Consider the following 23,534-nt stretch of genomic DNA (forward strand, 5'->3'; position numbering starts at 1 on the left):
GTTATTTATAATACTGCAGGTTTTACTATGTACTTAAGCAATTACAGTATTTGGACTTTGATTGTTTTTTCGCTCCTTATACAAAAAAAAGCCGAGCGAAAAGAGCGTTAACAAAGTACCGACCATGCCAGTAAAATAGCTCAAATCTCGCAAAAAAATATTCCAATCAATCGTGTGATTATTTACGCTTTGATAAACCATGACTCCGACCGTGCCTAAATAACCAAATGAGTCTGCAAGGTAAGTTAAAAAGCCAACATTAGCAGGGCGGTTAAATGTCGCTATAAGCCGCTCAAATAAAGAAGTGGTGAATGGTACATACGCTAAATATAAACCAATACCATTAAAAATCATCCAATTGATGGGGCCGAGCTTATTGTGTTCGTATGCAAGCGAGCTAATCAGTGTGATAACAAAACCTAGGCATATCAATAGGTGGTTAATTATCATCGCGGTATGATTATTTTTTACTAGCTTGAGAAGCGCAATGATGACTAAAACAATTAAAGCAATGGGTAACTCTGTGAGCGTGAATAGTACAGGTTCGCCGCTGAGTCCAGTCGCTTGCCACACATCTGCTGCAAAGCTGTCGCGCAAGTCGCGTAGAATCGTTAGCAAAATATAGCCTGCGATGAGCGTAATGATCCCTAAACCTAATAGTTTGAGCAATTCAATACGACTTGTGTTATCCATTGGCACGCGCTGACAACGCTGATCTATGTCGCTCTGACTGGGTGGCGGAAGTTGGTCTAGCATCCATACCGATAAACACAAAAAAGGCAAGAATATCGAAGCTGTTACAAACGGCATCCAAATTTCACTTACGTGATAATTTTGCAGTAATATACTGGCCACTGTTTTAACCATGCCTGATGCAAGAATAAAGCTGGTACAAAGGCCTGCGGCGAGTATTTCGGTCACTCGACGACCTTCTAGATAACTGAATACGATGCCCCAGACCATGCCCAATGGTAGCCCATTCAATAGCATAAATACTGCATTCCAAGGAGCGGGGAAAACAGCAAACCCTAATAGCGCCAGCCAAGCAAACAAAACCAAAGCGAGGGTGGCTTTGGCACGGCCATGACTTTGAAGCTCAGAGATCACTTTAATGCCGATAAATTTAGAGAGCGCATAACCCAGAATTTGTGCCGTTAAATAGAGCGTTTTTAAAGATAGGCCTAACCAAGCTGTGTCCTGATATAGACCGACTGCTATCGGCTTTCGAAACCCATACATCAATGCATAGGTGCTGCATGCTGTAACAATGGCGTATAAGCAGAAAAAGAAAGTATTGGCATTCAGTTGATTTTGGATTTGTTTGCCCAATTTGTAATACATTTGACACTCATATTGGAACGCTCAATTTTGGTACGGACCAAAATTATGCTTATCTGAATTTATGTAAAGTTTAATTGGGCGATATTTCAGATTTTTTACAACGCTATTATTGCTAAAAGTGTAACTTAGCTTTGTTCTCTATCATCAATGCGTCATGACGCCAATATTCTCGGTCAAACTCGAAGGCGGTGCCGTCCAAATCTCTTACAATTCGAGTCACTTTGAGTCCTAAAGCACCGTCATAGGTATTTAAGTACTGGGCAATAGGGTTAAATAAACAGCATGACTCTACGGAAATATCGTATAATACATTGTGATGGTGATACGTGTTCTTCAGCAGCACACTAATGGATAAAGACAAGTCATGTTTATCAATATTGGGCAAGTGTTTATTACTAAAATTGAGTTCCTCTACCACAACTGCACGACCATCTACTGAGCGTACACGTAGTATGCTTGTTAAGCTTGTTCGACCATCTAATGTCAGTGCGCTGGCGATTTCTTTACACGGTTTTTGCTTTTTTTGTTCGACTAACTTTGTACTTGGTTGAAAGCCCTGAGCTGTTGTGTATTGTAAAAAAGAAGTATGCTGCATAGGGTCATACTTTAGTTTACGAGGACAAACATACCACCCACTTCGGTTCTTCCTGTAGATTAATCCCATATTTTCAAGCTGGCCAAGTGCTTGTCTTAATGTAGAACGAGCAACATCATATTTGGCACATAACTCTCGTTCTGACGGCAAACTGCCTGTCAATTTTTGTTCAACAATTTGGTGGCTAATAGCCTGTCTTACTTGGGCGTAGGCAAAACTGGTGTCGCTCATAGATGACTTATTCTTCGCAGTGTGTTGATGATTTAATTGTTATCACATTACAACATACTTAACAAAATAGAAACTCATCTTAATAAATTTTGGTCCATACCAATTGTTTTTAAACTTACATATTTCTGTAAAGTCCCTGTAATGATACAGAATTAAGATTTGCCCCGTTCGTAATTTTGGTATGTACCAATCACTTTCGGGAATTATAATGAAAACTCTATACTCTACAGGCTCTACAAAAATATCCATGCTGGCAATGGCGGTTGCAGCCGCTTTATCGGCACCGGCTTTTGCAGAAGATGACCAAGCAAAAGCAGACCAGCAAATCGAAGAGATTATGGTTGTTGGTAAAAGTGTTTCTTACGCGAATAACGCAACTTCTGAAGAAATGTTTAAGCAACAGTCATCCATGACCAGTGCGATGGCGATGATCGACAATTTACCTGGTGTGCTTATCAACGAGGGTGATACATTTGGTTCTGACGATTGGTCAACAACAGTGTCAATTCGGGGTTTCCAATTAAGCCTAGATGAGCAACAAGTTGGTATTACTATTGATGGTATCTCAAACGGTAATTCAAACTATGGTGGAGGTGCTAAGGCAAACCGTTATATCGATACTGAAAACCTAATGGCGGTTGAAGTGTCTCAAGGTACGGCAGATATCGGTTCTCGTTCTAACGAAGCACTTGGTGGTACGTTAAACTTTACGACAATAGACCCAAGTACAGAGCAGGGGATTGTTGCAAGTGTGTCATTGGCAAACTTCGATGCTCAAAAATACTATATGCGCATTGAAACTGGCGAAGTCATGGATGATACCTTTGGTTGGTTGAGTTATTCAAATTCAAGCAATAGCGACTGGATCACTGGCACAGCAGAAAATACACGTGACCACTTTGCTGCTAAGTTTGTAAAAGGTATGGACAGTGACTTGGAGATCACTGCGTATCTTTCTTATGACGACGTCCATGAAGATAACTATCAGCGTGTTTCTTTGGAAAGCTTCAAACAAAATCCAGAGTCAGATGGTTTAACTGGTGAGTGGACAGGTGTTCCTTATATTGATCAGGTGTATCGTCGTGGTTGGTCAACACTGCGTGAAAACTTATTTGGTTACATCGAAGTGGACACTATGTTTGGCGAAGTAGAAGTCACCGCAAATGCGTATTTTCATAAAAACCAAGGCCGTGGTGACTGGGTACCACCTTATATTGTAGATGTGAATCATGATGGCGCTAATGGCCATTCTGAGCTCGTGTCTGGTACAACGTATCAAGGCGGAAGCTCTCTAGGTAAGATTTATTTTGTTGATGCAGATGGTAAATCACTTCAACCAATGAATGGCTGTGAAAGCTCAATTACTTTCCCTTATGGTGGTGCTGACGCTGAATATGATCCAAATTGTTATGAAGCGAGCGCACGCCCAGTGGGTTCATACCGTAACAGCCACTATGAAAAAGAGCGTTTTGGCATCAATGCAGATCTTACTTGGGAGACCAAGATTGGCGACTACAACAACGTCTTGCGTGGGGGGATCTGGTATGAAGATTACGAGCGCTCAGAGTACCGTGATTGGCACAAAATCATAGACTCAAAAAGCAGCTTTGACTTTGACCACAACCCATATTGGATACAGTACGATCGTACATACCCAGTAGAAACAACCATGTTATACCTTGAAGACTCAATTGAGATGGATACGGTAACATTACGTGCAGGCGTGAAAAAGTACTTAGTTGATTTAGATAGCCATGACAAATTCACAAATACCAATAAGTCAGTTAATTCTGATTCAGATACATTGCTATCTGCGGGTGCTGTTTGGTATACGCCAGTTGAAGGCTTAGAAGTATTTGCCGGTTACGCTGAAAACTTTGCGGCAATTAAAGACCAAGTACTAGAAGCTGATGCATCAGCCCTTGGTAACATCGAACCAGAAACGGCTGAAAACATGGACTTTGGTATCCGTTATGACAATAGCGATTTCGATGCCAGCATCACCCTTTATAGCATTGACTTTCAGAACCGTTTGACATTTGTCGCACCTGAATCTGCATCTGGTAACGATTATCTGGTTGGTACTAGCGGCCAGTACATCAATACAGGTGGTATCGAATCATCAGGTGTTGAAGCGTCACTAACATATTATCCAACGCAATCTCTGTCTGTGTATATGTCATATACCAGTAATGACTCAGAGTACACAGATGGCACTGTAGATATCAAAGCCGGTAACACTGTATTTGGTTCTGTAGAAGACATGGCGGTATTGTCACTTGATTGGCAATCAGATATTTATTCAGCAGGTCTATCTACTAAGTGGATTGGTGAGCGTTGGATGGATGCAGATAATACTCAACGTATTGATGCTTATGCGGTAAGCGATTTGTATGTTGCTGTAGATTTAGAAGAAGTTGGCGCGCTAAAAGGTGCCTCAATCCGCTTAACAGTGAACAACCTATTTGATGAAAGTTATATTGGTAGTGTTGCAGGCGGTTGGGGCGGTTGGATTGGTGCACCACGCACTGCCGCTATTAATTTCCAAACTCGTTTTTAACCTTATTGGTGACGGATGATAAAACACATTCGTCATCTCTTTTGTCCATTACTGCGGTAAGAAAGGAAATTGATAGTTGTTGATAGGTGCTGGGGTTGTGTGTACCGCGTAAGCATGGATATCACTGCACAACCTGTTCTAAAACACTATGCCGCACAAGAGCTAAGTACTTTCCTTCCCCCTGGCTACTTAGCTCTTTTTAAGCAATGAAAAACACATTTTAGAAATCAACTTAATATAAGTAACTACCTACTCAGCGTGGGAGCTTTTTTGCTTAAAGCTAAATCTGACTTGCGTCTGTACGATTTATTCTCATGACGTGTATCACTGCTAGGTAGTGCTAATTTGAGGTCATTAACTTATGAATTTCAAACGCTCACTATTATTTACTCTATTTGTCTTGGGTTGTTTAGCGGCCAATGCTCAAGCGACGGGATCCATTGATAAAATTTTATTTGGTTCTTGCAGTCACCAAGATAAAGATATTCCGATTTTTGATGCCATTAACACAGAGCAATCGGACCTGTTCGTGTTCCTTGGCGATAATGTATATGGCGACACTGAAAATATGACTGAATTAGCCGCCAAGTATCAAAAGCTGGGAAATAAAGAGGGGTTTAAAACACTGCGCTCAACTACACCGACCATCGCTATTTGGGACGATCATGATTACGGAGAGAATGACGCAGGCAAAGAGTACCCATTCAAAGAGCAGTCTCGTCAGATCATGCTGGATTTTTGGCAAGAGCCGGAAAATAGTCCAAGGCGGACTCGACTGTCCGGCATTTATACTGCTTATATGTTTGGCGAGCAGCATCAAAGTGTGCAAGTGATCCTGCCTGACTTACGTTGGAATAGACCTGAACTTAATTCAATTGGTCATTTAAGCTACTGGGTTGGCAGTTTTTTTAACAATAAAGGACCTTATAGGCCTGTTGATCACAAGGTCTCCATGTTAGGTGAAGCACAGTGGAAGTGGCTTGAGAAAGAACTTTTAAAACCAGCAAAGGTTAAGATAATCGCTTCAAGCTTACAGCTCATTCCAGATTTCACAGGGTGGGAAAGCTGGGCAAATTTTCCAGCTGATCGCCAACGATTATTCGACTTTATTAAAAAGCATAAAATTGGCGGTGTCATAATGATCAGTGGTGACACGCATTGGGGAGAGTTATCTAGATACGAAACTGAGCATGGTTATCCGCTTTGGGAGATCACGAGCTCAGGTTTGACACAAAAGTGGAAAGACGTGAGCCCTAATCGCCACCGAGTTGGCGCGTACACAGCGCAAGTTAATTATGGATTTATAGAAATTAATTGGCAACAAGCTGACCCACATATTCAATTTGGGCTAAAAGATATTCAAGGAGATATCACGCACCTGCAAAGCATGCCGCTTTCTTCGTTGCAATTTAAATAGCTGGTGAATGGGAACCTAAAAGATGTCAGGATTTAAAAAATTATTATCGTTGTTTGTTGTTTTGCCATTGAGTCTTTGTGGATGCAAACTGATTGAAAGCAACGGGTACGATGAAACGAAAACATCGCCACAAATCAAAAACGTTATCTTATTGATCGGGGATGGCATGGGCCCACAGCAAGTCGGTTTGCTGGAAGAATATGCGACTCGGGCTCCGCAGTCAGTTTATCAAGGTAAAAGTAGCGCAATCGCTAAACTGGCCAATCTAGGCGTGACAGGGTTATCTCTGCATGGACCTGCTGATAAATTGGTGGTCGATTCTGCGTGCTCGGCAACTCAATTGGCGACAGGCGTGGCATCGGGGAGTGAGATGATAGGGTTAAATCGTGCGGGAGACAAAGTGCCGACTATTTTGCAACAAGCAAAAGCACTCGGTAAATCGACGGGGTTAGTTTCTGATACACGATTGACGCATGCAACACCAGCGGCTTTTGCGTCACATCAAATTCACCGCTCTTTAGAAAATGCCATCGCGGAGCAAATGGTACGTAGTGATTCAGTCGACGTTATGCTATCTGGCGGACTACGTCATTTTATACCCAAAGCTTATATGTTGCCGGCGAAACCCGCAGCTTTTGAGGCCAAGCTGGCAGACAGTGATTTATCACTAAAGTCAAAACGACGAGATAGCAAAAACATTTTGCAACAAGCCGAAAACCAGGGTTATGAATTAGTGTTTAATCAAAGCCAACTTCAAGAGGCACAAAGCGACCGTCTATTGGGCTTGTTTGCTAATAGTGCGATGGTAGATGGCATTGAAGCGACTCATAAGCGCTATTTAGGACAGCCTAGTTTACGTGACATGACGGAAGTGGCCATCAATAAGCTATCAAAAAATCCACAAGGGTTCTTTTTAATGGTAGAAGGTGGGCAAATTGACTGGGCCGGTCATAACAATGATGCAGGCACCTTATTGCATGAGATGCTAAAGTTTGATAGCGCTGTTGATGTGGTTTTGCGCTGGGCTAAAGACAGAGATGACACCGTTGTGATTGTCACCGCTGACCATGAAACGGGTGGATTTGGTTTTAGTTATAGTGGGGTGGACTTACCGCAAGCAGAACAGCTCAATAATTTAAATCGCGACGTATATAAACCAAATTATAATTTTGGGGAACTTGCGATATTAGACAAGCTTTATTTGCAAAAGCGAAGCTATGCTGCGATGTGGAAAGCTGCTAAGGGAGGCAAAGCTCACCCTGTAGCAGAACAGTTAGTGCAAACGGTTAATCAAAACAGTGAATTCAAAATAGATAACACAGATGCTCATGCTATTTTAGCAGAGCAGAAAAATGCGTTTTTCAAACGAGGACATAAAAGCTTAGGCGTTAAAATTGCTGGCAAGATAAATGATTTTTCCCCCTTTTATGTTTATCTTAACGAGCGTCCTTTAAACCTGATTGGCAGAGCGCTGTCTGCTAAACAAAATATTGTGTGGTCGACTGGTACCCACACGCATACACCCGTAGGTGTATTCGTTTTAGGCCCGTCTCATGCCATTGAACAGTTTAGTGGGCTTCATACTCATGTTGAGCTTGGCAAGAAAATGCAGCAAGTTCTCACTGTGCAATAAATAAGGTCAGATTTTTGTTTGGATAATCATTTAACGAAAGAGAGATTAAACGGCCCCAATAAATGTTGGGGCTACGAGAGTTTAGCTGAGTGTATCCAACTCATTTGAATCATTGGGAGCGGGTAGGTTTCCTGATCGTTAAAGACCTTTAATCACTTAGGGGAACCCTCAGCAAAAATCTATTTTTTCATTTATAGGACAAAATTTAACTTTTGAAGTTAGAATACACACGAGTCGAGCAAATTAAAAAGGAAGTAAATTGAGTATGCATGAACACAGTGAGTTCTGGTCAAATACATTTGAAGGTGAAGATTTCTCTACAGATGAATTCATATCCAAAGAATTTGAAGGCTGTACTTTTATAGGCTGTAACTTGTCAGAAACGAGTTTTCGCAGCTGTAAATTTATTGATTGTGAGTTTATTAAGTGCAATTTAAGCCTTGCTAAAATGCACTATAGCCAGTTTTCCGACGTGATCTTTCGTGATTCTAAAGCAATTGGCATTGACTGGACTAAAGCGGCTTGGCCGAGATTAATGCTCAGCGCGCCAATTAAGTTTTACGATTGCATGTTAAACGACAGTTCTTTCTATGGCTTGCAGCTGCAAGGTTGTGTCATAGAGCGCAGTGTCGTGCGTGGCGTAGATTTCAGAGATGGAGATTTTGCAAGAGCAAGCTTTAGAGACAGTGAGTTTGCCGGATCGATGTTTTCTAGCACTAATTTGTCTGCCGCAGACTTTTCAAATGCCACTGGCTTCGATATCGATATATTTAGCAATACAATCAATAAAGCTAAATTTGACCGTTTTGAAGCGACTCGGTTGCTCAATTGCCTAGAAGTTGAACTGGTATAATTTTTTTGGTCAACGGCCAAATAAAGGCCTCATCAATTAGCGTCACAGTGGAGTAAGGCCAGTTTGGAACTTGCGGGTCGACCAGATTGAGGTCACTTTTATTTTTTATGGAAAGGTGCAACTGCGGTAAAAAATACCGCAGTTTTTTCAATGCAATGCAATGCAATGCAATGTTAAGGCTATCGCACTTTAAACTGACCAATAGAGCTTGATAAAGCGTGTGCCTGCTCAGAGAGCTTATTCGCTTCAACCGAAGCTAATTGGGTATCATCATACGTAGATTTACTACTTTCTTCTATTTTTACAACCTCTAGTGCCATTTCTCTCGAAACGACGGACTGTTCCTCTGTCGCTGTTGCAATAGATTGAACCATGTCCGCAATACTCGTTGCGCTGTCTACAATTGCATATAGTGAGTTGCCTGCTTGCTGCGCTGAATGAACACACCCTGACACTTTATCCACACTGCTTTGCATGGCATTCACAGCGTGTGTTGTCTGTTGCTGGATTGTTTGCACTGTCTCAACTATTTGATTCGTTGCCTGCGATGTTCGCTCTGCGAGTGTTCGTACTTCATCTGCAACGACAGAGAACCCTCGGCCTTGCTCGCCAGCTCGCGCTGCTTCAATAGCTGCATTGAGTGCAAGTAGGTTGGTTTGTTCAGCAATACTACTGATAACACCCATGACTTCTTCAATTTGTGCACCCAGTTCACCTAGATTGATGACTTGTTCAGAGGTTTTTTGCACCGCCTGTGAGGCATCATCAATTTCCGAAATAGTCTGATCGACAACTTTTCCGCCTTGTAATGCAAGTTCTTTAGCCTGACTGGCTTGTGTATTGGCATCTTGGCTTTGCCTTGCGACATCTGCGATACTGGTACTCATTTCTTCTATCGCTGTGGCAATTAATGTTGACTGCTCTGAGCTCGCTTGACTGCGTGTTGAAATACTGTCGTTTGAACGCGCAATTTCTTCAGATGCCACATTCACCAAACCAGCTAGCTGTCCTATTTGTGAGATTAAGTTGTTTAAAGAACTTGTCATATCGTTAGACGCGTGTGCTAACTCATCAATTTCGTCTTTTCCTTTAGGCTCAAGTTTAGGCGTAGAAATGTCTCCATCAGCGGTGCGCTTGGATACGGTCAACAGCGTGTTAAGCCTTTGATTAATTGAGTTGCTTAGTTTGTACGCAATCAACATGCTTAGCAGTGCTGCAATGAATGTAGCGATAACAATGACGTTGCCCATCAATGACATACCTTCGGACAGGGTGGTTAACGCACTTAAGCTATCGCTCTTTTCTTCGTCAGTAGAGCGATTTAATATGGTTTTCAGTTCTTTAAAGTGGGTGCCCCTAAGTTGTCTAATTATCTGTTTTGCCTGCTCTGAAGCGCTTGGATCATATTGTTCAAAGACAGATTGGGCACCTTGGTATATGGCTTTAAACAACTGTTCAACTTGTGCCAAATCACGGATTTCTTGGTTTCTCTTTTCAAGTGGTCGTAATGCGTTTAAGTGGTTTTTAAACTGAATGGATGCCTGTTCAAACGAAGCCTTTTCATCCAGCTCTCCTGTCACGTATTCAGTCAAAGATGCGATCATCATTGCCTGAGTGTTAAAGAGATCAAAGTAGAGCTTTACCCCAGGTAAGTCATCCGCCAAAGTTTCTTGAATATCACCAGATCTCATTGCGTCATCAAACTCTTCTTGTTTCAGTCGGTTGAGCAGTCTTGATAATTGAGCTGCTTGTTGATTTTCTAATTGGTCTACCATCGAGAATGCAGATTTTTGCATTGACGGTTTAAATACATTGAATACATGCGTGTTTACTTGGTTTTTAATGGCTTGAGATAAATCCGTAATTTTTTGCATTTTGTCTCTATCACTGATTGTTGCAGACTCAAGAGGTTTTAGGTCAGATAGTACTAAATTAAACCGTTTATGTGCTTTGTGAAATTCGTGTTTACTGCTTTCTTCACCTGCAAGATAGCTCAACAAGTTAGTCTCGATTTCCGCTAGTGTTGTATTTAACTGCATGTAGTAAATAACACCAGGCACATCATCTGTTTCTATTTCGGTTTGGGTATCAGTGAGAGTTTGAGATGTAGTCCATATAATGACACTGCTGATGAACATTAAACTTACGACAGAAGCAAATGATAGGTATAGTTTTTGGTAAAGCTTCAAATTGGAACCATCTAATTGGTGTGTTTAGCGCAATTATAAACTTAATAATTAAGTATTTCATTACGATAAATGATTATATAAATTATTTCATCCAATGGTTATCTTATATTTTAGTTAAAAATTTTGATTAAAATTGGAACGATTAGTGTCGTCATGGTTGAGTGTATTTTATACCTATTCTCTGGTTTGAGTTAGTTTAACATAGCGAGGAATACTGCAATTAAACTGCATATAAAATTACGAGGAAATGGATATTGGGTTAATTTGATGTTGATTTTAGATTAAATTTTGATCTATCTTAGAGTTGCATATTAAAAAAGGAAAATTGTTATGATGCGAATTATTAAATTATCTTGTGTGTCGAGTGCCATATTATTATCTTGTTTTGCTAATGCTCAAAATGTGAGTGCTACTTTGCATTTTGCTCAGCAAATTCATAGTACTGATGGTGACGTACATGTAGAGTTGGAATTAACTAACCATGAAAACAAACCTGTTAATTTACTAAAGTGGGCGACTGCTGAAGAAGGGATTTCAGGAGATTTATTTACTGTTAAACGTGACGGAAAAGAGGTTAGTTACTTAGGTGCACTTTATAAACGTAGGGCGCCTAATGAAAAAGATTATATTGAGATTTTACCAGGCGAGAGTATTAGCTATAAAGTGGAGTTGTCAGCGCTGTATGACTTTTCTGCACCTGGTCAATATGAGATAAGCTACAATGCGGAGTCTGTGCATTTGTACCGAAATGCTGATTTTCAGATTGCCACTAGCAAATCGATCCCTCGCAAAGTAAATGAACTTAAATCTAATACTGCGGTAACTTGGTTAGATGGTGAAGTACAAGTTTTTGAAAACGACCAATTGCACACCAATTCTGTGTTCGCAGCCACAAGTTATGCATCTTGTAGTAACAGTCAAAAGTCTACGATAAACTCTGCGTGGAGCAGTGCAAAAACGATGTCGGCAAATGCGACGAGCTACTTGACTGGCAGAAGTACAAGTCAACTAGAGAATTCGGCGCGCTACACAACTTGGTTTGGTGATCCAACCGTAAGAGTCGGATTTTTGTGGTTAACCAAAGCGCACGAGCGTGTTGAGGAGAACTTCACAGCGACCACCGACGCGATTAAAAATAAGCCTTTGTCATTTGACTGTAGTTGCACAAGCTCAGGTACTTTTGCATACGTTTACCCTTCGCAGCCATATAAAATCTATTTTTGCGGCGCGTTTTGGGGTGCACCACGCACTGGCACAGATTCTCAAGCCGGTACCATTATTCATGAAGTCAGTCACTTTAACGCCGTTGCTGGCACTGATGACCATGCCTATGGACACAGCGGTGCAAAGCAGTTAGCATCATCAGATGTTAAAAAAGCAATCGAAAATGCTGACAGTTACGAATATTTTGCTGAAAATACCCCTTATCAAAATTAATCGTAATTAGTATCAACGGAGTAGGGTGCGCACCGTCGTGCCCTAGAATATATGAAAAAACAATGGATGTGCTTGATAGCGTCACTCTTTATAACAGGGTGCAAAGATAATACCCCAAATACAGATATAAATAGCAATTTTGACTGTTCTATCGCGTATGCGAGTACCCCCTTTCCAGATATGAAGTACCCTGTTGAGTTTAGGTTTACTAACTTATCTGATAGTTCAGTGCGGGTATTAATATGGCATACGCCATTTGAGGGGTGGTGGAGTAAGTTTCTACTCGTTGAGCAAAGCGGTGAGCGGCTTGATTATTTGGGGCCGATGGCTAAACGCTCTGCTGCAGATGAAGATGATTACGTTACCTTTTTACCCAAAGAAACAAAAGCGACGACCATAGATTTAGCACAGGTGTATGAGATTGATGTTGAGGCGCCGCTTAAAATCACTTATCAAAATAATTTAGTGCACCCAGATAAGCTAGAGGCATATTGCTCAATTAACCTAATGCCAAGATGAGGTTATATACTAGTAATTAATACGTTCTTTATTGACGGTGGTTTTATAGTCTGTGCATAGTTTAAAGAATGTGTAAATTACAACCTACGTGTATTTAAATTGAGCATTTAAAGTTATAGTCATTTTGTTTTGGTACCCAATATTGCTAATTCTGACATACAATGGCGCAGTTTTTTTTATCAAGTGCTTATTATGTCTTTTAGAACGACCAAACCAATTCATCAGTTTATCAAAATAACCAACCCTGTACGCACTCTAGTGGTGTGTGTTTTTTTTCTGCTGTTGAATGGGTGTAGCAGTACCCTCGATTTATTTCATGTCTATGCTGACCTTGATAATATTCGTCAATCAATAGAGCGCTCAGGAAACCCGGTAAATAATGAGATTCGCCTCCAAAATGCGGTTAAGTTATGTACTAAAGAGGAAGACAAAGCCTGTTTATCTGCAGCACATCAATATTATGGCCACCTGTATCGTTCTAAAAGAGTCATCGCAGAGCAAGACTATTACTTAAAAAATGGCTTTTTAGAGCCAAATGTCACTTATGAAAATAAATTCCATTACTCAGCCAAGCATTTTGAAAAAGCAATCAACTTTCTGGATAGCACAAAAGAGCATGAAGCCATTGCACTGCTTTATATTCAATTATCTTTAAGTTATTACTTAATTGCAGACGCTGCTAAAGAATGTGATGCACTGGATAAAAGCTTGGTATTTCACTTTAAAGCTTACCCGAATGATGATATATCAGTTGAAAAAGTACCTCTGAGTTTTGAGCGACTGAGTGATTTTATAGCACATCAAAAGCAAAGAGCAGGGTGTGAAAAATTCATTACCCAAGACTAAAAACTGCGTCGTTAGTATCAAAGTTGCCACTATTGAGTGCCAATTATTAAATGGCTAACAGAGTCTTTCTGTAAGGATAAATACAACCCTTTCCAATTACGCCAAATAACTTTGATGCCCAGTAGATAAAATCAAGGTATCAAATGATGCGTTTTGCTGCAGCGTCAGTAGGACCAAGGATAGTAGAGAAATAATGAGTATAAAAACAACTTTATCAATAGCCGTGGTGGCTACAATATTGAGTGGTTGCGAAGCAACATATGATCAGGCTAAAGCTGATAAGGATATTTTCAACGCAGCTCGTCTGTTAAAAAAGGGCGTTACCCCAGGTCGAATTGATTATAATCTTAATCGGGTGATTGAGTATTGTAATCAAATTCAAAATAACGAATGTTTGGTTGTTGCCCATAAATACTATGGACACTTTTATGTATCGCCGTTGCTTACCAAGCATAAAAAGTTTTTTAGCCTCTGGGGCTTTCATGACCCCGGCGGAACTTATGAAAATAGATATCAACATGCGACTGAACACATTTTGAAAGCACTATCTTATAACGGATCTGAGGTCAATTATGACTTACAGACTCAGTTGTATATGAGTCTATCGACAGCATATTACGCTTTAGGTGAAAAGGACAAAGAGTGTGAAGCGTTGGCAAATGCATTACTTGCAAGAACCAAGTCATATCCTGAAGGGAATGAGCCTATCGAGCATTTACCTTTTAATGTCAATCGAATGACTGAATTTATAAAGCATGAACAAAAACGTGTTGGATGTGCTGAAGTTTTGCCTGTGAAATAATCATATCTTGTTAATCTGACATAGTTTTTATGGTCAAAAGAAAAAGGCCAACATGTGTTGGCCTTTGAATTACTATATAGTCACGCTATTAGAAAGAGTAGCGGATACCAATTTTAGCTTGCCACGCAGATGCACCTTTGGTGATCTGAGAGTAGTTACGAACGTCTGAACCTTGGTAACGTGGATCGATAACCAGTTTACCGTCCTCTAAACCACCAAAATCATAAAGTTTTTGGTCGCTGTATCCAAGTCTCTTCTCAACACCCCAGTCACTGTTAAGCAGGTTCGCGAAGTTCTCAATCATGAAGTAAACTTCACCTTTGTGCTCTTTATAAATGCCTGGAATTTCTTGTCTGAAGCTTACATCCATTGTAGTAACCCAAGGTTGAGTACCTGTGTTACGGTCAAGTAATTGGCCACGCTCAGAAATACCAGCTCTGTTAAGAAGTGCTTCTAACTCATTCCACGATAACTTAGATTCATTCCAATCTACGTTTGCGTCATCAGGACCTGTTGGAATATAAGCAAGGTAAGCTGACGTTCTGTCTAGACCGCGCGTATCACCAAAATCACCATCATTGTATGAGCCCATTGTGTAGCTAAATGGACGGCCTGAACGGCGCTCGAAGAACATGTTGAACTTCGATGCATAACCTTCGAAGAACTCAGTTTGGTAACGTAAGTTTAGCTTTAAGCTGTGTTCAACTTCATAGTGACCACGGCCAACTAAGTCTACGTTACGGCTGTGTGTAGTTGCATGCTTGTAGTTACCTTCAGCTTGTGAAGCGCTACCAGGTGCAATGTCTTCCACGTCTTGATGAGTATAACTTACTGATACATAAAGACCGTTCTCAAATTCTTTAGCAAGTGCTGTTGAGAAGATGATTGAACGTGCATCAAGATCTGAGTTTGTCATCATGATGTCGTGGTTATCTTTACGTGCTGGGTCATCTGCATAAATGCTTTCATAGATAACACGGCCAGTGTCTGAACGAACAACTTCACCGTTTTCCATCATTGGGCGAATAGCCGTATTGTGCCAAACAGCTTCGTCTTGCTTGTTTTGGTATGCAAGTTCAGCAGACCATTTGAAGCCATCACCTAAAAGCGCTGAATCGAATTCATATTCGAAGCCAATCTGAGCACGGATGCTTGAAGGTAGTTTGAAGTTTGGATCTGTATAAGCTGTGTTACCTGCGCCTTGAGTAAGCGTTGTTTGAATACCCTCTGGCACTCGCGTGATATCAACTTGCTCTACATTGGCAAAGTAGGCATTGATGTCATCTTGATTTGCAACAACCTGCGTGATGCCATCTTTTTGGAATGGGTTGTTAAACCAAACGTTAGGGATACCACCTTGGAAGCGACCAATACCACCGTTAATGGTGAGTGCATCCGTTGCGTAGAACTTAAAGCCAATACGCGGAAGGATGATGTCTGCACCGTCTAAGTTTTCTTGGTTAGTGTAGCCATAGGTCTGAAGGAAGTTTTCGTTCAGGTTTGGCTCATCACCTGATGATAGACGCTCATATCGAACACCTGCTGTGATTTCCAAATCATCCGTTAGATAGAACTTATCTTCAACATAAAGAGCAAGTTGCTCGCGTGTTGCATCATACGCTAAATCGTTTACATTGTTTGAATATGCATTCATGTATGAGAACTGATAGTCGTCCCATCTGTTTTGGTAAAGCTTCTTGCTTTCAAAATCATCAAGACTTCCGAACTTCCAAGTACCTTTTGAGTTTTGACCAAATAGGTTGTAAAGACGCTTGCTTTCAAGTTGAGCACCAAAGTTGATCTCGTGATCGCCCATTAAGTATGTCGCATCGAATGTGAAAGCGTACGTTTCAGTCTCAGATACGTTGATGTGACGAATATCATCACGACCAAACTGGATAGACTCACCACGGTCGCTATTATTTAGATAAACTTCAATTTGACCTAGATCAGAATTTGTAAGGCTGTTGTTTGAAACATCTTTATAAGCAAAGCCAATTTCTGTCGAGAAGTCATCAGACCAATCTGAATATAGTTTTGTCGCAAAGTTGTTGAACTTTGTTACATATTGATAGCGGCTTGAAGCCATAGTGATGGTGCTACCACCCGTTGCATAACCTTTGTCACTTTCTTCGTCTTGCCACTGGTAAGTAAAGTCTGCACGGTGCAGATCACTGATGTTCCAGCTAAGTTTAACAAGTAGGCTGTCACTTGTATTCTCTGGATCGCCACCAAGCTCGTCTTGAAGACCGTAAGTGTCGTTTAAGATGCTATTGAATCTATTGTAATCTTGCTCAGAAATATCAAATTCATGTGAAGTACCTGAACCATCAAAACCATAGTCCATTTCTCGCTCTTGTTTCCAAGAGGTGTAGTTCACGAAGAAAAATAGCTCGTCTTTGATGATTGCACCACCAGTGTTAAAGCCCATTCTTGCTTCTGTTTCAATCGGATCTGTGCTTGAAACTTCGAAAGTTTTGTGACCATCTTCATCTAGAATGTTAGAGCCTGCATAGTGAATGATCTCACCGCTTTCGTCTTTAACATGCTCTTTATATTTAGCTTCAGAGATGTTATCTACTTTGCCAGCTAGGCTAGGTGTACTTGTCTCGTAAAAGCCAGAGAAAGTAAATTCGTTAGAACCTGACTTAGTTACGGCGTTGATAGTACCACCACCGAAGTTGCCTTTTTTCGCTGAGAAAGGAGAGCTATCTACAGAGATCTGTTCAATCGCATCAAGTGCAACTGGTGGCTGAGCTGTTGGGTAACCGCCAAAATTCAAACCAAAGTCATCGTTTTGACCGATGCCATCAACCGTCAAGCCGTTTGTTCTTGGGTTATTACCAGCAATGGTTAATTCGCCGTTACCATTGATGCTCGCAAGTGGGTTAAGACGTGCAACGTCTTTGATATCGTTGTTAAAGCTAGGTACGTTATTAATGGTGTCTTCACCAAATACACTGCTTGAACCACCCGCTTGTTGTACTAGTTTATAACCGCTTACCTGAATCTTTTCGATTGTTTGTAGTGGCTCTAGCTGTGTTGCGATGCGATGCGTATCACCTAGTTTCAGTGAGATACCGTTTAGTTCTGCATCTGAATAGGTGTCAGAGTCAATAACTACTCGGTAAGGACCACCAACTCGAAGACCTTTTGCGATAAACGCACCTGAGTCATTGGTTGTGAATGTGTTAACTGTGCCTGTTGGCTCGTGAATAACCGTAACTTTAACGTTAGCGGCAGCGTCACCATTTGGAGTCGTAATCTTACCACGCATTGCAGATGACGTGTCAGCAGCGAATGCACTGGTTGACACACCAATAGCAAGTGCTAAGGCGCCGGCCACTTTCGATAAGCGAACGTTTTTCATTGTGTTGTTTCCCGTGTGTTTAGGTTGTTACAATTTTAAATTTACTGAACTAACTAACTGATTTTTATCTTTTAGTTAGTCAAATACTGCTTTCCTATCTTTGTTTTCAGACCAAAAAAAAGCGAGCTTCCGCAAGGAGGCTAACTTGGGTTTGGTGAGTTGAAGTTCAAGAGATAGGGTTACTGCTTATAGTTATACTTATACCCAAAAGTTGATTGACCACGATGAACAGAGATCAGAAGAGAAAGCTGAACTACCAGTGAGCGCTTAAAACACGCATTGACGAAATTTGTAATTTTATTTTGTAACAACATTACGTACTGACTTACCACTTTCTAGTCTATCCGATCTTCTATTACAGGCTCACACACTGTTAATTAATAAAAATATTGAATTTACCGGACATTCATCCTGTGTATTCAACAACGTGTGCTTTAAAGTTCGCTCCCCTCGCTTAAGTCAGTAGTTTGAAAGTTACATTCAAACACCGCTAGAACAATATAGAGTAGAACTAATCACCCTTTGGTTTTGTGCAATTATGGGCGCGCATTATAACGCAAGCTTGATTAAGTTATCAAAGTAATTATCATGTAAAAGAATAAAAAATACACAGGTTTTGTATATATATTTTAGTTGTTAAATACATGATTTTATGATCCACTGTGGTTGTGTACAGTGTTTTGAGCGCTATGTAAGCATGGTTGTAGGGAAGTAGTAAGTTTGTCTTATATGTTTGTAAGTTATCATAATTATGTTTATTTTTGATATTGCTCCTTGATTTTACACCTTTGAATATCCCAGGAATGACCAGCACACTATTTCTTTTACACCTGAAAATAACTTATCATCATAGTTGTGAATAGTTGAAATTTGTTTGTTAACTTTTTTGTTTTTATTTATTGAATTTTTGAAGCAGATAAAATCACTTAGGTGTATATTTAATTAAGGTTTTATAAACAAGCGGGGGATTTCCCCGCTTATTAACGTTTATAACGCTTATTTGTATGCGTAATTCAAAGTGACACCACTGTAGTTGCTATATCCGAACAAGCTGATATGCCAAGTACCTGACGTTGGATTTGTAAAAGTACATTGCTCTTCGTTGCCATCTTTCCAAGGTCGGCAGGTGTAGTTATTGGCATCTGGTTGAGCATTATATCTAACGTATAGATCTGCATCACCAGTACCACCAGTAATGTTTAAGCTCATCTCTTTTACGCCTTGTGGGATATTCCAAGTATAATGCGTCCATCCATTTTGCGTGCCTTGTAAGTTAGGTAATGAGCCATTTACTGGTGTAACATCTCCCGGATTACCTGGATCGCCACCGCCTTGACATCCATTAGCTGTTAAGTAGTCAGACGCACTTTTTGCTTGAGCAATACCATGGCCGTAGTAAATGTCATAACCTGCTGCACCTTTATCCTTGGCCGTTGCGTTAATAGCTGCACGTATTTCTTGGTTTGTACATTGTGTATGGTGGCTCCAGACCAATGCCGCGACCCCAGCAACGTGCGGTGATGCCATCGAAGTACCACTTAAACTTCTATAGGTATTAGTTGGGTATGTTGAATTAACGTTTGAACCAGGACCTGATATTTCGACTTGGTCGTTATACTGGGAAAACGATGAGCGAGATTCGTTCGATGTGACTGAAGCAACAGAAATTACAGAGTCATAAGAAGCTGGGTATGATTTAGAGCCATTACCGTCATTACCGGCCGCCGCAACTAACATCATGCCGCCATTAACAAAGTTTTGCATGGCTGTATTTTCACTGCTCGAATAGTTACCGCCACCCAAACTCATATTCACAACATCAGAACCCGCATCTTTACATTGCTGAATTGCATTTATCAAGTTAGATGCATAAGTCCATTGACCGTTATCATCGAAAATTTTAACAATATGTAGGTCGACACCTGGGTATACACCGACGACACCTTGGTTATTGTTTTCAGCTGCGATGGTACCCGCCACATGCGTACCATGGCCATTACCGTCATTATTCCAGCGACCCACTGCGTTATTATTAGCAATACCAGTCACATTACCATAAGGTAAATCTGGGTGGCCCAAGTTGTAACCTGTGTCGATAACACACACCTTTCTTGCTGACGTGTTAGTTTGAGACAAAAGGTTGCCTTGTACCATGTTTATACCATACGGCGTACTTTGCGCATAAGGTGTAATGGCGTCGCGAGATGTTGTTTTTGCTAGGTAGCGTTTAGGATCGATTTCTATAGATTCGATAGATGACATGTTACGCAGAGTCTTAAGGCTGAAATCGTCTAGCTCAGCTACCATGACGCGCTCTTCATTAATCGAAAAGAGCGGTTCAGCGCCAGCTGTAAACAAATAATTTAGCGCTATAAAGTCGTTGAATGTTCTTTTTTCACCGAGGTTTTCTTTTTTAAACTTAACAATATAACGGTTACTTTGCACTGCTTTAGTCTGTAGCTTTTGCGCTGACTCATAGCCTTCTAAAACGGGTTCACTTGCTATTGTTGGGAAACTAACAGCGGTTGCCATTAGGGTTGTGATTGCTGAAAGTTTAAATCGCTTGATACTCATGTTTTGCTCCTTCGTTGTTTAAGAGTTTGTTAGCTGATAAACACCGTTACTTATTCAGCCTTCTGCATTGAATCTGTTGACTCGAAAGCAGCAGGGTGTGTCTGCAATAAGCGGTATACATATCGGTAACAATTTGTGTTCTTTTAAATAACATAATACTTGGAACGGTCTAATGGCAATATTATTCACGCATTTAAATCATAAAGTTCCGTCTGGTGTGGTTGATTTTTAATCAGAAATTGTTGTTATATATGAACTTACGCCCCAACTTGAAAAATATTAATATTGAATTTTTAGCGTGATTTGTGGGTACAAAGAATACCGTTGAGCGTAAATTTTGAAATAAGGTTGCTTATTATCTGCGTGTATTCAATGTAAAAATTGAAAGGAGTGACTACTATTCTATGACATTTTTTTGCAAAAACAGATTGAGCTAACCAGCTTAACGTAACGGCAATCTTGCCTGCTTGGGGGTTAAGTGAGCAGTCGTTTGGGGTGTTTTATCCCAAATTGTATGAATCATTTGATTCTTGGTGGTATTTTGCATTTTTTTCTTAATAGAGGTATCACATACCGATGAAAACTCGTTTATTTCTGTTGTTTATACTGTTGATTGGGTGGGCGTTTAGTGTACATGCAACTTCATCACATTCGAACACGGCGCTTAATATTGAGCGCTTATGGCAGTTACAGCGACTAGGTTCGCCTGTTGTTTCATCCGATGGCAATTTTATCGTTGCACCCGTGACTAAGTTTGATGTTGCAAAAGATAAAGGCGATACGCAATTATGGTTGTTTGATGCGAAAGGGAAACCTGCTAGAGCGTTAACATCTGCAAAGCTAAGAGCAAGTGAGCCTGTATTTTCCCCTGACTCAAGTCAATTGGCTTTTATCAGTAAGCGTGCCGATGATCAAATGGGTCAAATTTATATTTTGCCCCTAACTAAGCCAGGAGAAGCGAAAAGGTTAACGAATGTGCCAACTGGTGTCAAAGGCATTAAGTGGGTCGGTCAGCATCTTTATTTTATTAGCTCAGTGTGGCCTAAAAAAACATGGGTCGAAATGGAAGGCCTATTAAAAAAGCAGAAAGAGACGACAGTGTCTGCGCGCCAATGGAACGCGCTGCCTTACTCTTCCTTTGATCATTTCATTAATGAAGACAGACAAGCGCATGTTTTTCGAATCCCAGCTGGTGGCGGTCAAGTTGAACCTATCACTGAGCCTATGGGAAGACAGTTGGTTCGATCAAGTCAATCGGGGCTAAGTTATGACATTGACCCAAATGAGCAAAACATTGCATTTAATTCAAATGGCTGGGAAAACCAAGTTTATACAAAGACGGATATCTTCATTGGTAAAATTGGTAGTCATCAAGTCGTAAACATTACGCCAGAGAATAATGCACCAGATTTTTCACCGAAATTTAGTCAAAGCGGAAAAACCTTAGCTTATTTAAGTCGCAGTATTTTAGGCTTTTATGCCGATACAGCGGTTATAAAACTCTATGACTTAAAAGGGAAAGAAACGAAAACACTGAACATTGATAAAGACCGTTCAGTGACAAATATCATATGGGCTGATAACGGCCGTGATTTTTATAGCTCGATAGATGATGCGGGCACCAGACGCATTTATCATATCAATGGGAAAACTGGAAAAACGCGTGCCATCACAAAAGATACAAATTTTGGTACACCCAAATTATTGGGTTCGCGCAAGTTGGTGACTACCAATGAGAGCTTTTTGTATCCGAAAAGATTAGTGGTGATTAATGCGCGTAGTGGCAAATTTAATCGCATAGATAGTTTGAATGAAACAGTTATGGCTGAGGTTGAGCTAGGTACTTATGAGTCTGTGACTTACAAAGGTGCCGACGGACAAGACATACAAATGTGGGTTCATTACCCTCCTGGGTTCGATAAAACTAAAAAATATCCATTGATGATGTTGATCCATGGTGGACCGCATAATGCAATTACTGACGGGTTTCACTACCGTTGGAACGCGCAGACGTTTGCTTCGTGGGGGTATGTAACTGCTTGGCCTAACTTTCATGGTTCAAGCGGCTTTGGGCAAGCATTTGCGGACGCAATCAACCCTGATTGGCGAACTAAACCTTTAAAAGATGTGCAATTAGCGACAAAATGGTTTGAGCAAAAGTCTTGGATAGACCCAGAGCGTATGGTTGCGGCAGGGGCGAGCTATGGCGGTTTTTTAAGTGCTACGCTACTCGGGGATAAGCATAATTTTAAAGCATTCTTAATTCATGCCGCGGTGTACAACATGTATTCTCAAATGTCAGCCGACTTTGCTGTGCATTCACCTCGTTTTGGTAGTTATTGGGAGCAGCCCGAGATTTATAAAACCATTTCTCCGCACTTTTATGCCGAAAACTTTGATACACCGACATTGATAGTTCATGGTCAGTTAGATTATCGCGTGCCTGTTGGTCAAGGTTTTGAGTTATTCAGAACATTGCAAACTAAAGGTGTTGAATCAAGAATGATTTATTTTCCTGATGAGAATCACTGGATTATGAAACCGAACAATTCAATCTATTGGTACAATGAGGTTGAGCAGTGGATGACTCAGTTTGCCAAACCTGGCGGAATTTAAGCTTATGGTGTAATAAGGGTTATGATGTTTTTCTTGCTTTAAAGAGCGACTAAATCTGATTATTACTAGCACATTGCGATTTAAAGCAAAGTGTATTGGATACACGTCTAAACACCAACAGCATTTTAGAGCGCCCAATTAAACTTTGAGCGCTCTTATATTGTTAATGGTTAATTCGTATTTGAACAGTTTATTTATTGTCAATGTACAGAGTAGGGCAATCATGCACTCAAAAAGCGTGCTTTGAAAAATCGTATTTTTATTATCCTCGACTATTGTAAAAAGCTAGGCAAACCCACTTATTTAAAAATATGCTTAGCTGTGTTGCACTTCAATGTTTTTTATCTTATTTCTTTTATAAATGAGTTTGGTATATACGCGATGCGTCTTAGGAATTATTGATTTTCGATGAGTTTTTATCGAATAAATAAAGGTTTAAGCTTTGCACGCCAGTGAAGCAAGCCTTTGCAAATGCTGAATTGAAGCGTCGCCTCGGCTTTATGGTTACAAATTATTTCAAATCCGCACTTGAGCCAGAGTTTCTGATAAAT

At 40.5% G+C, this 23,534-nt stretch carries 14 protein-coding genes; 9 read left to right on the plus strand and 5 right to left on the minus strand.

All coding sequences use genetic code 11. The features are described 5' to 3' along the window. Positions 1 to 33: 33 nt before the first annotated feature. A complete protein-coding gene (locus JF50_RS15870; RefSeq protein ID WP_039610401.1) occupies positions 34 to 1,341 on the minus strand; it encodes a DUF5690 family protein in 1,308 nt (435 codons plus the stop codon). A gap of 112 nt (positions 1,342 to 1,453) precedes the next feature. Then, complete coding sequence (locus JF50_RS15875; RefSeq protein WP_052262359.1) at positions 1,454 to 2,167, minus strand: UTRA domain-containing protein; 714 nt, start codon at positions 2,165 to 2,167, stop codon at positions 1,454 to 1,456. Between the two features lie 208 nt (positions 2,168 to 2,375). Between JF50_RS15875 and JF50_RS15880 the strand changes: the two genes are divergently transcribed. The 4 genes from JF50_RS15880 (at position 2,376) to JF50_RS15895 (ending at position 8,630) form a co-directional block, all read left to right on the plus strand. Beyond that, a complete protein-coding gene (locus JF50_RS15880) occupies positions 2,376 to 4,727 on the plus strand; it encodes a TonB-dependent receptor domain-containing protein (RefSeq protein ID WP_039610402.1) in 2,352 nt (783 codons plus the stop codon). A 361-nt stretch (positions 4,728 to 5,088) separates the two neighbouring features. Beyond that, the gene (locus JF50_RS15885; RefSeq protein ID WP_052262360.1) at positions 5,089 to 6,144 is read left to right on the plus strand and encodes an alkaline phosphatase D family protein; all 1,056 of its coding nucleotides are present in this window, start codon (positions 5,089 to 5,091) and stop codon (positions 6,142 to 6,144) included. A gap of 22 nt (positions 6,145 to 6,166) precedes the next feature. Then, entirely contained in the window at positions 6,167 to 7,777 is a 1,611-nt protein-coding gene (locus JF50_RS15890; protein WP_052262361.1) for an alkaline phosphatase, read from the plus strand. A 265-nt stretch (positions 7,778 to 8,042) separates the two neighbouring features. Then, on the plus strand, positions 8,043 to 8,630 hold the full coding sequence (locus tag JF50_RS15895) for a pentapeptide repeat-containing protein (protein ID WP_039610403.1): 588 nt from the start codon (positions 8,043 to 8,045) through the stop codon (positions 8,628 to 8,630). A gap of 179 nt (positions 8,631 to 8,809) precedes the next feature. Here JF50_RS15895 and JF50_RS15900 read toward each other — a convergent pair whose 3' ends face one another. After that, positions 8,810 to 10,768, minus strand: coding sequence for a methyl-accepting chemotaxis protein (locus JF50_RS15900; RefSeq protein ID WP_152614563.1), 1,959 nt, complete (start codon positions 10,766 to 10,768; stop codon positions 8,810 to 8,812). 381 nt (positions 10,769 to 11,149) lie between these two features. On the opposite strand from JF50_RS15900, the gene JF50_RS15905 reads away from it, so the two are divergent. From JF50_RS15905 to JF50_RS15920, 4 genes are all read left to right on the plus strand, one after another. Continuing rightward, entirely contained in the window at positions 11,150 to 12,256 is a 1,107-nt protein-coding gene (locus JF50_RS15905; protein ID WP_039610405.1) for a M35 family metallo-endopeptidase, read from the plus strand. 51 nt (positions 12,257 to 12,307) lie between these two features. Beyond that, a complete protein-coding gene (locus tag JF50_RS15910; RefSeq protein ID WP_039610406.1) occupies positions 12,308 to 12,775 on the plus strand; it encodes a hypothetical protein in 468 nt (155 codons plus the stop codon). Between the two features lie 192 nt (positions 12,776 to 12,967). Further along, the gene (locus tag JF50_RS15915) at positions 12,968 to 13,621 is read left to right on the plus strand and encodes a hypothetical protein (RefSeq protein ID WP_039610407.1); all 654 of its coding nucleotides are present in this window, start codon (positions 12,968 to 12,970) and stop codon (positions 13,619 to 13,621) included. Positions 13,622 to 13,814: 193 nt separating this feature from the next. Beyond that, a complete protein-coding gene (locus JF50_RS15920) occupies positions 13,815 to 14,423 on the plus strand; it encodes a hypothetical protein (protein ID WP_039610408.1) in 609 nt (202 codons plus the stop codon). 88 nt (positions 14,424 to 14,511) lie between these two features. Here JF50_RS15920 and JF50_RS15925 read toward each other — a convergent pair whose 3' ends face one another. Together JF50_RS15925 and JF50_RS15930 are read right to left on the minus strand one after the other, a co-directional pair. After that, positions 14,512 to 17,793, minus strand: coding sequence for a TonB-dependent receptor (locus JF50_RS15925; RefSeq protein WP_039610409.1), 3,282 nt, complete (start codon positions 17,791 to 17,793; stop codon positions 14,512 to 14,514). A 996-nt stretch (positions 17,794 to 18,789) separates the two neighbouring features. Continuing rightward, entirely contained in the window at positions 18,790 to 20,367 is a 1,578-nt protein-coding gene (locus JF50_RS15930; RefSeq protein ID WP_039610410.1) for a S8 family serine peptidase, read from the minus strand. 576 nt (positions 20,368 to 20,943) lie between these two features. On the opposite strand from JF50_RS15930, the gene JF50_RS15935 reads away from it, so the two are divergent. Further along, entirely contained in the window at positions 20,944 to 22,983 is a 2,040-nt protein-coding gene (locus JF50_RS15935; RefSeq protein WP_039610411.1) for an alpha/beta hydrolase family protein, read from the plus strand. Positions 22,984 to 23,534: the final 551 nt, after the last annotated feature.

Origin of the sequence: Pseudoalteromonas luteoviolacea (genome assembly GCF_000814765.1) — a bacterium.
GTDB classification, from domain to species: domain Bacteria; phylum Pseudomonadota; class Gammaproteobacteria; order Enterobacterales; family Alteromonadaceae; genus Pseudoalteromonas; species Pseudoalteromonas luteoviolacea_H.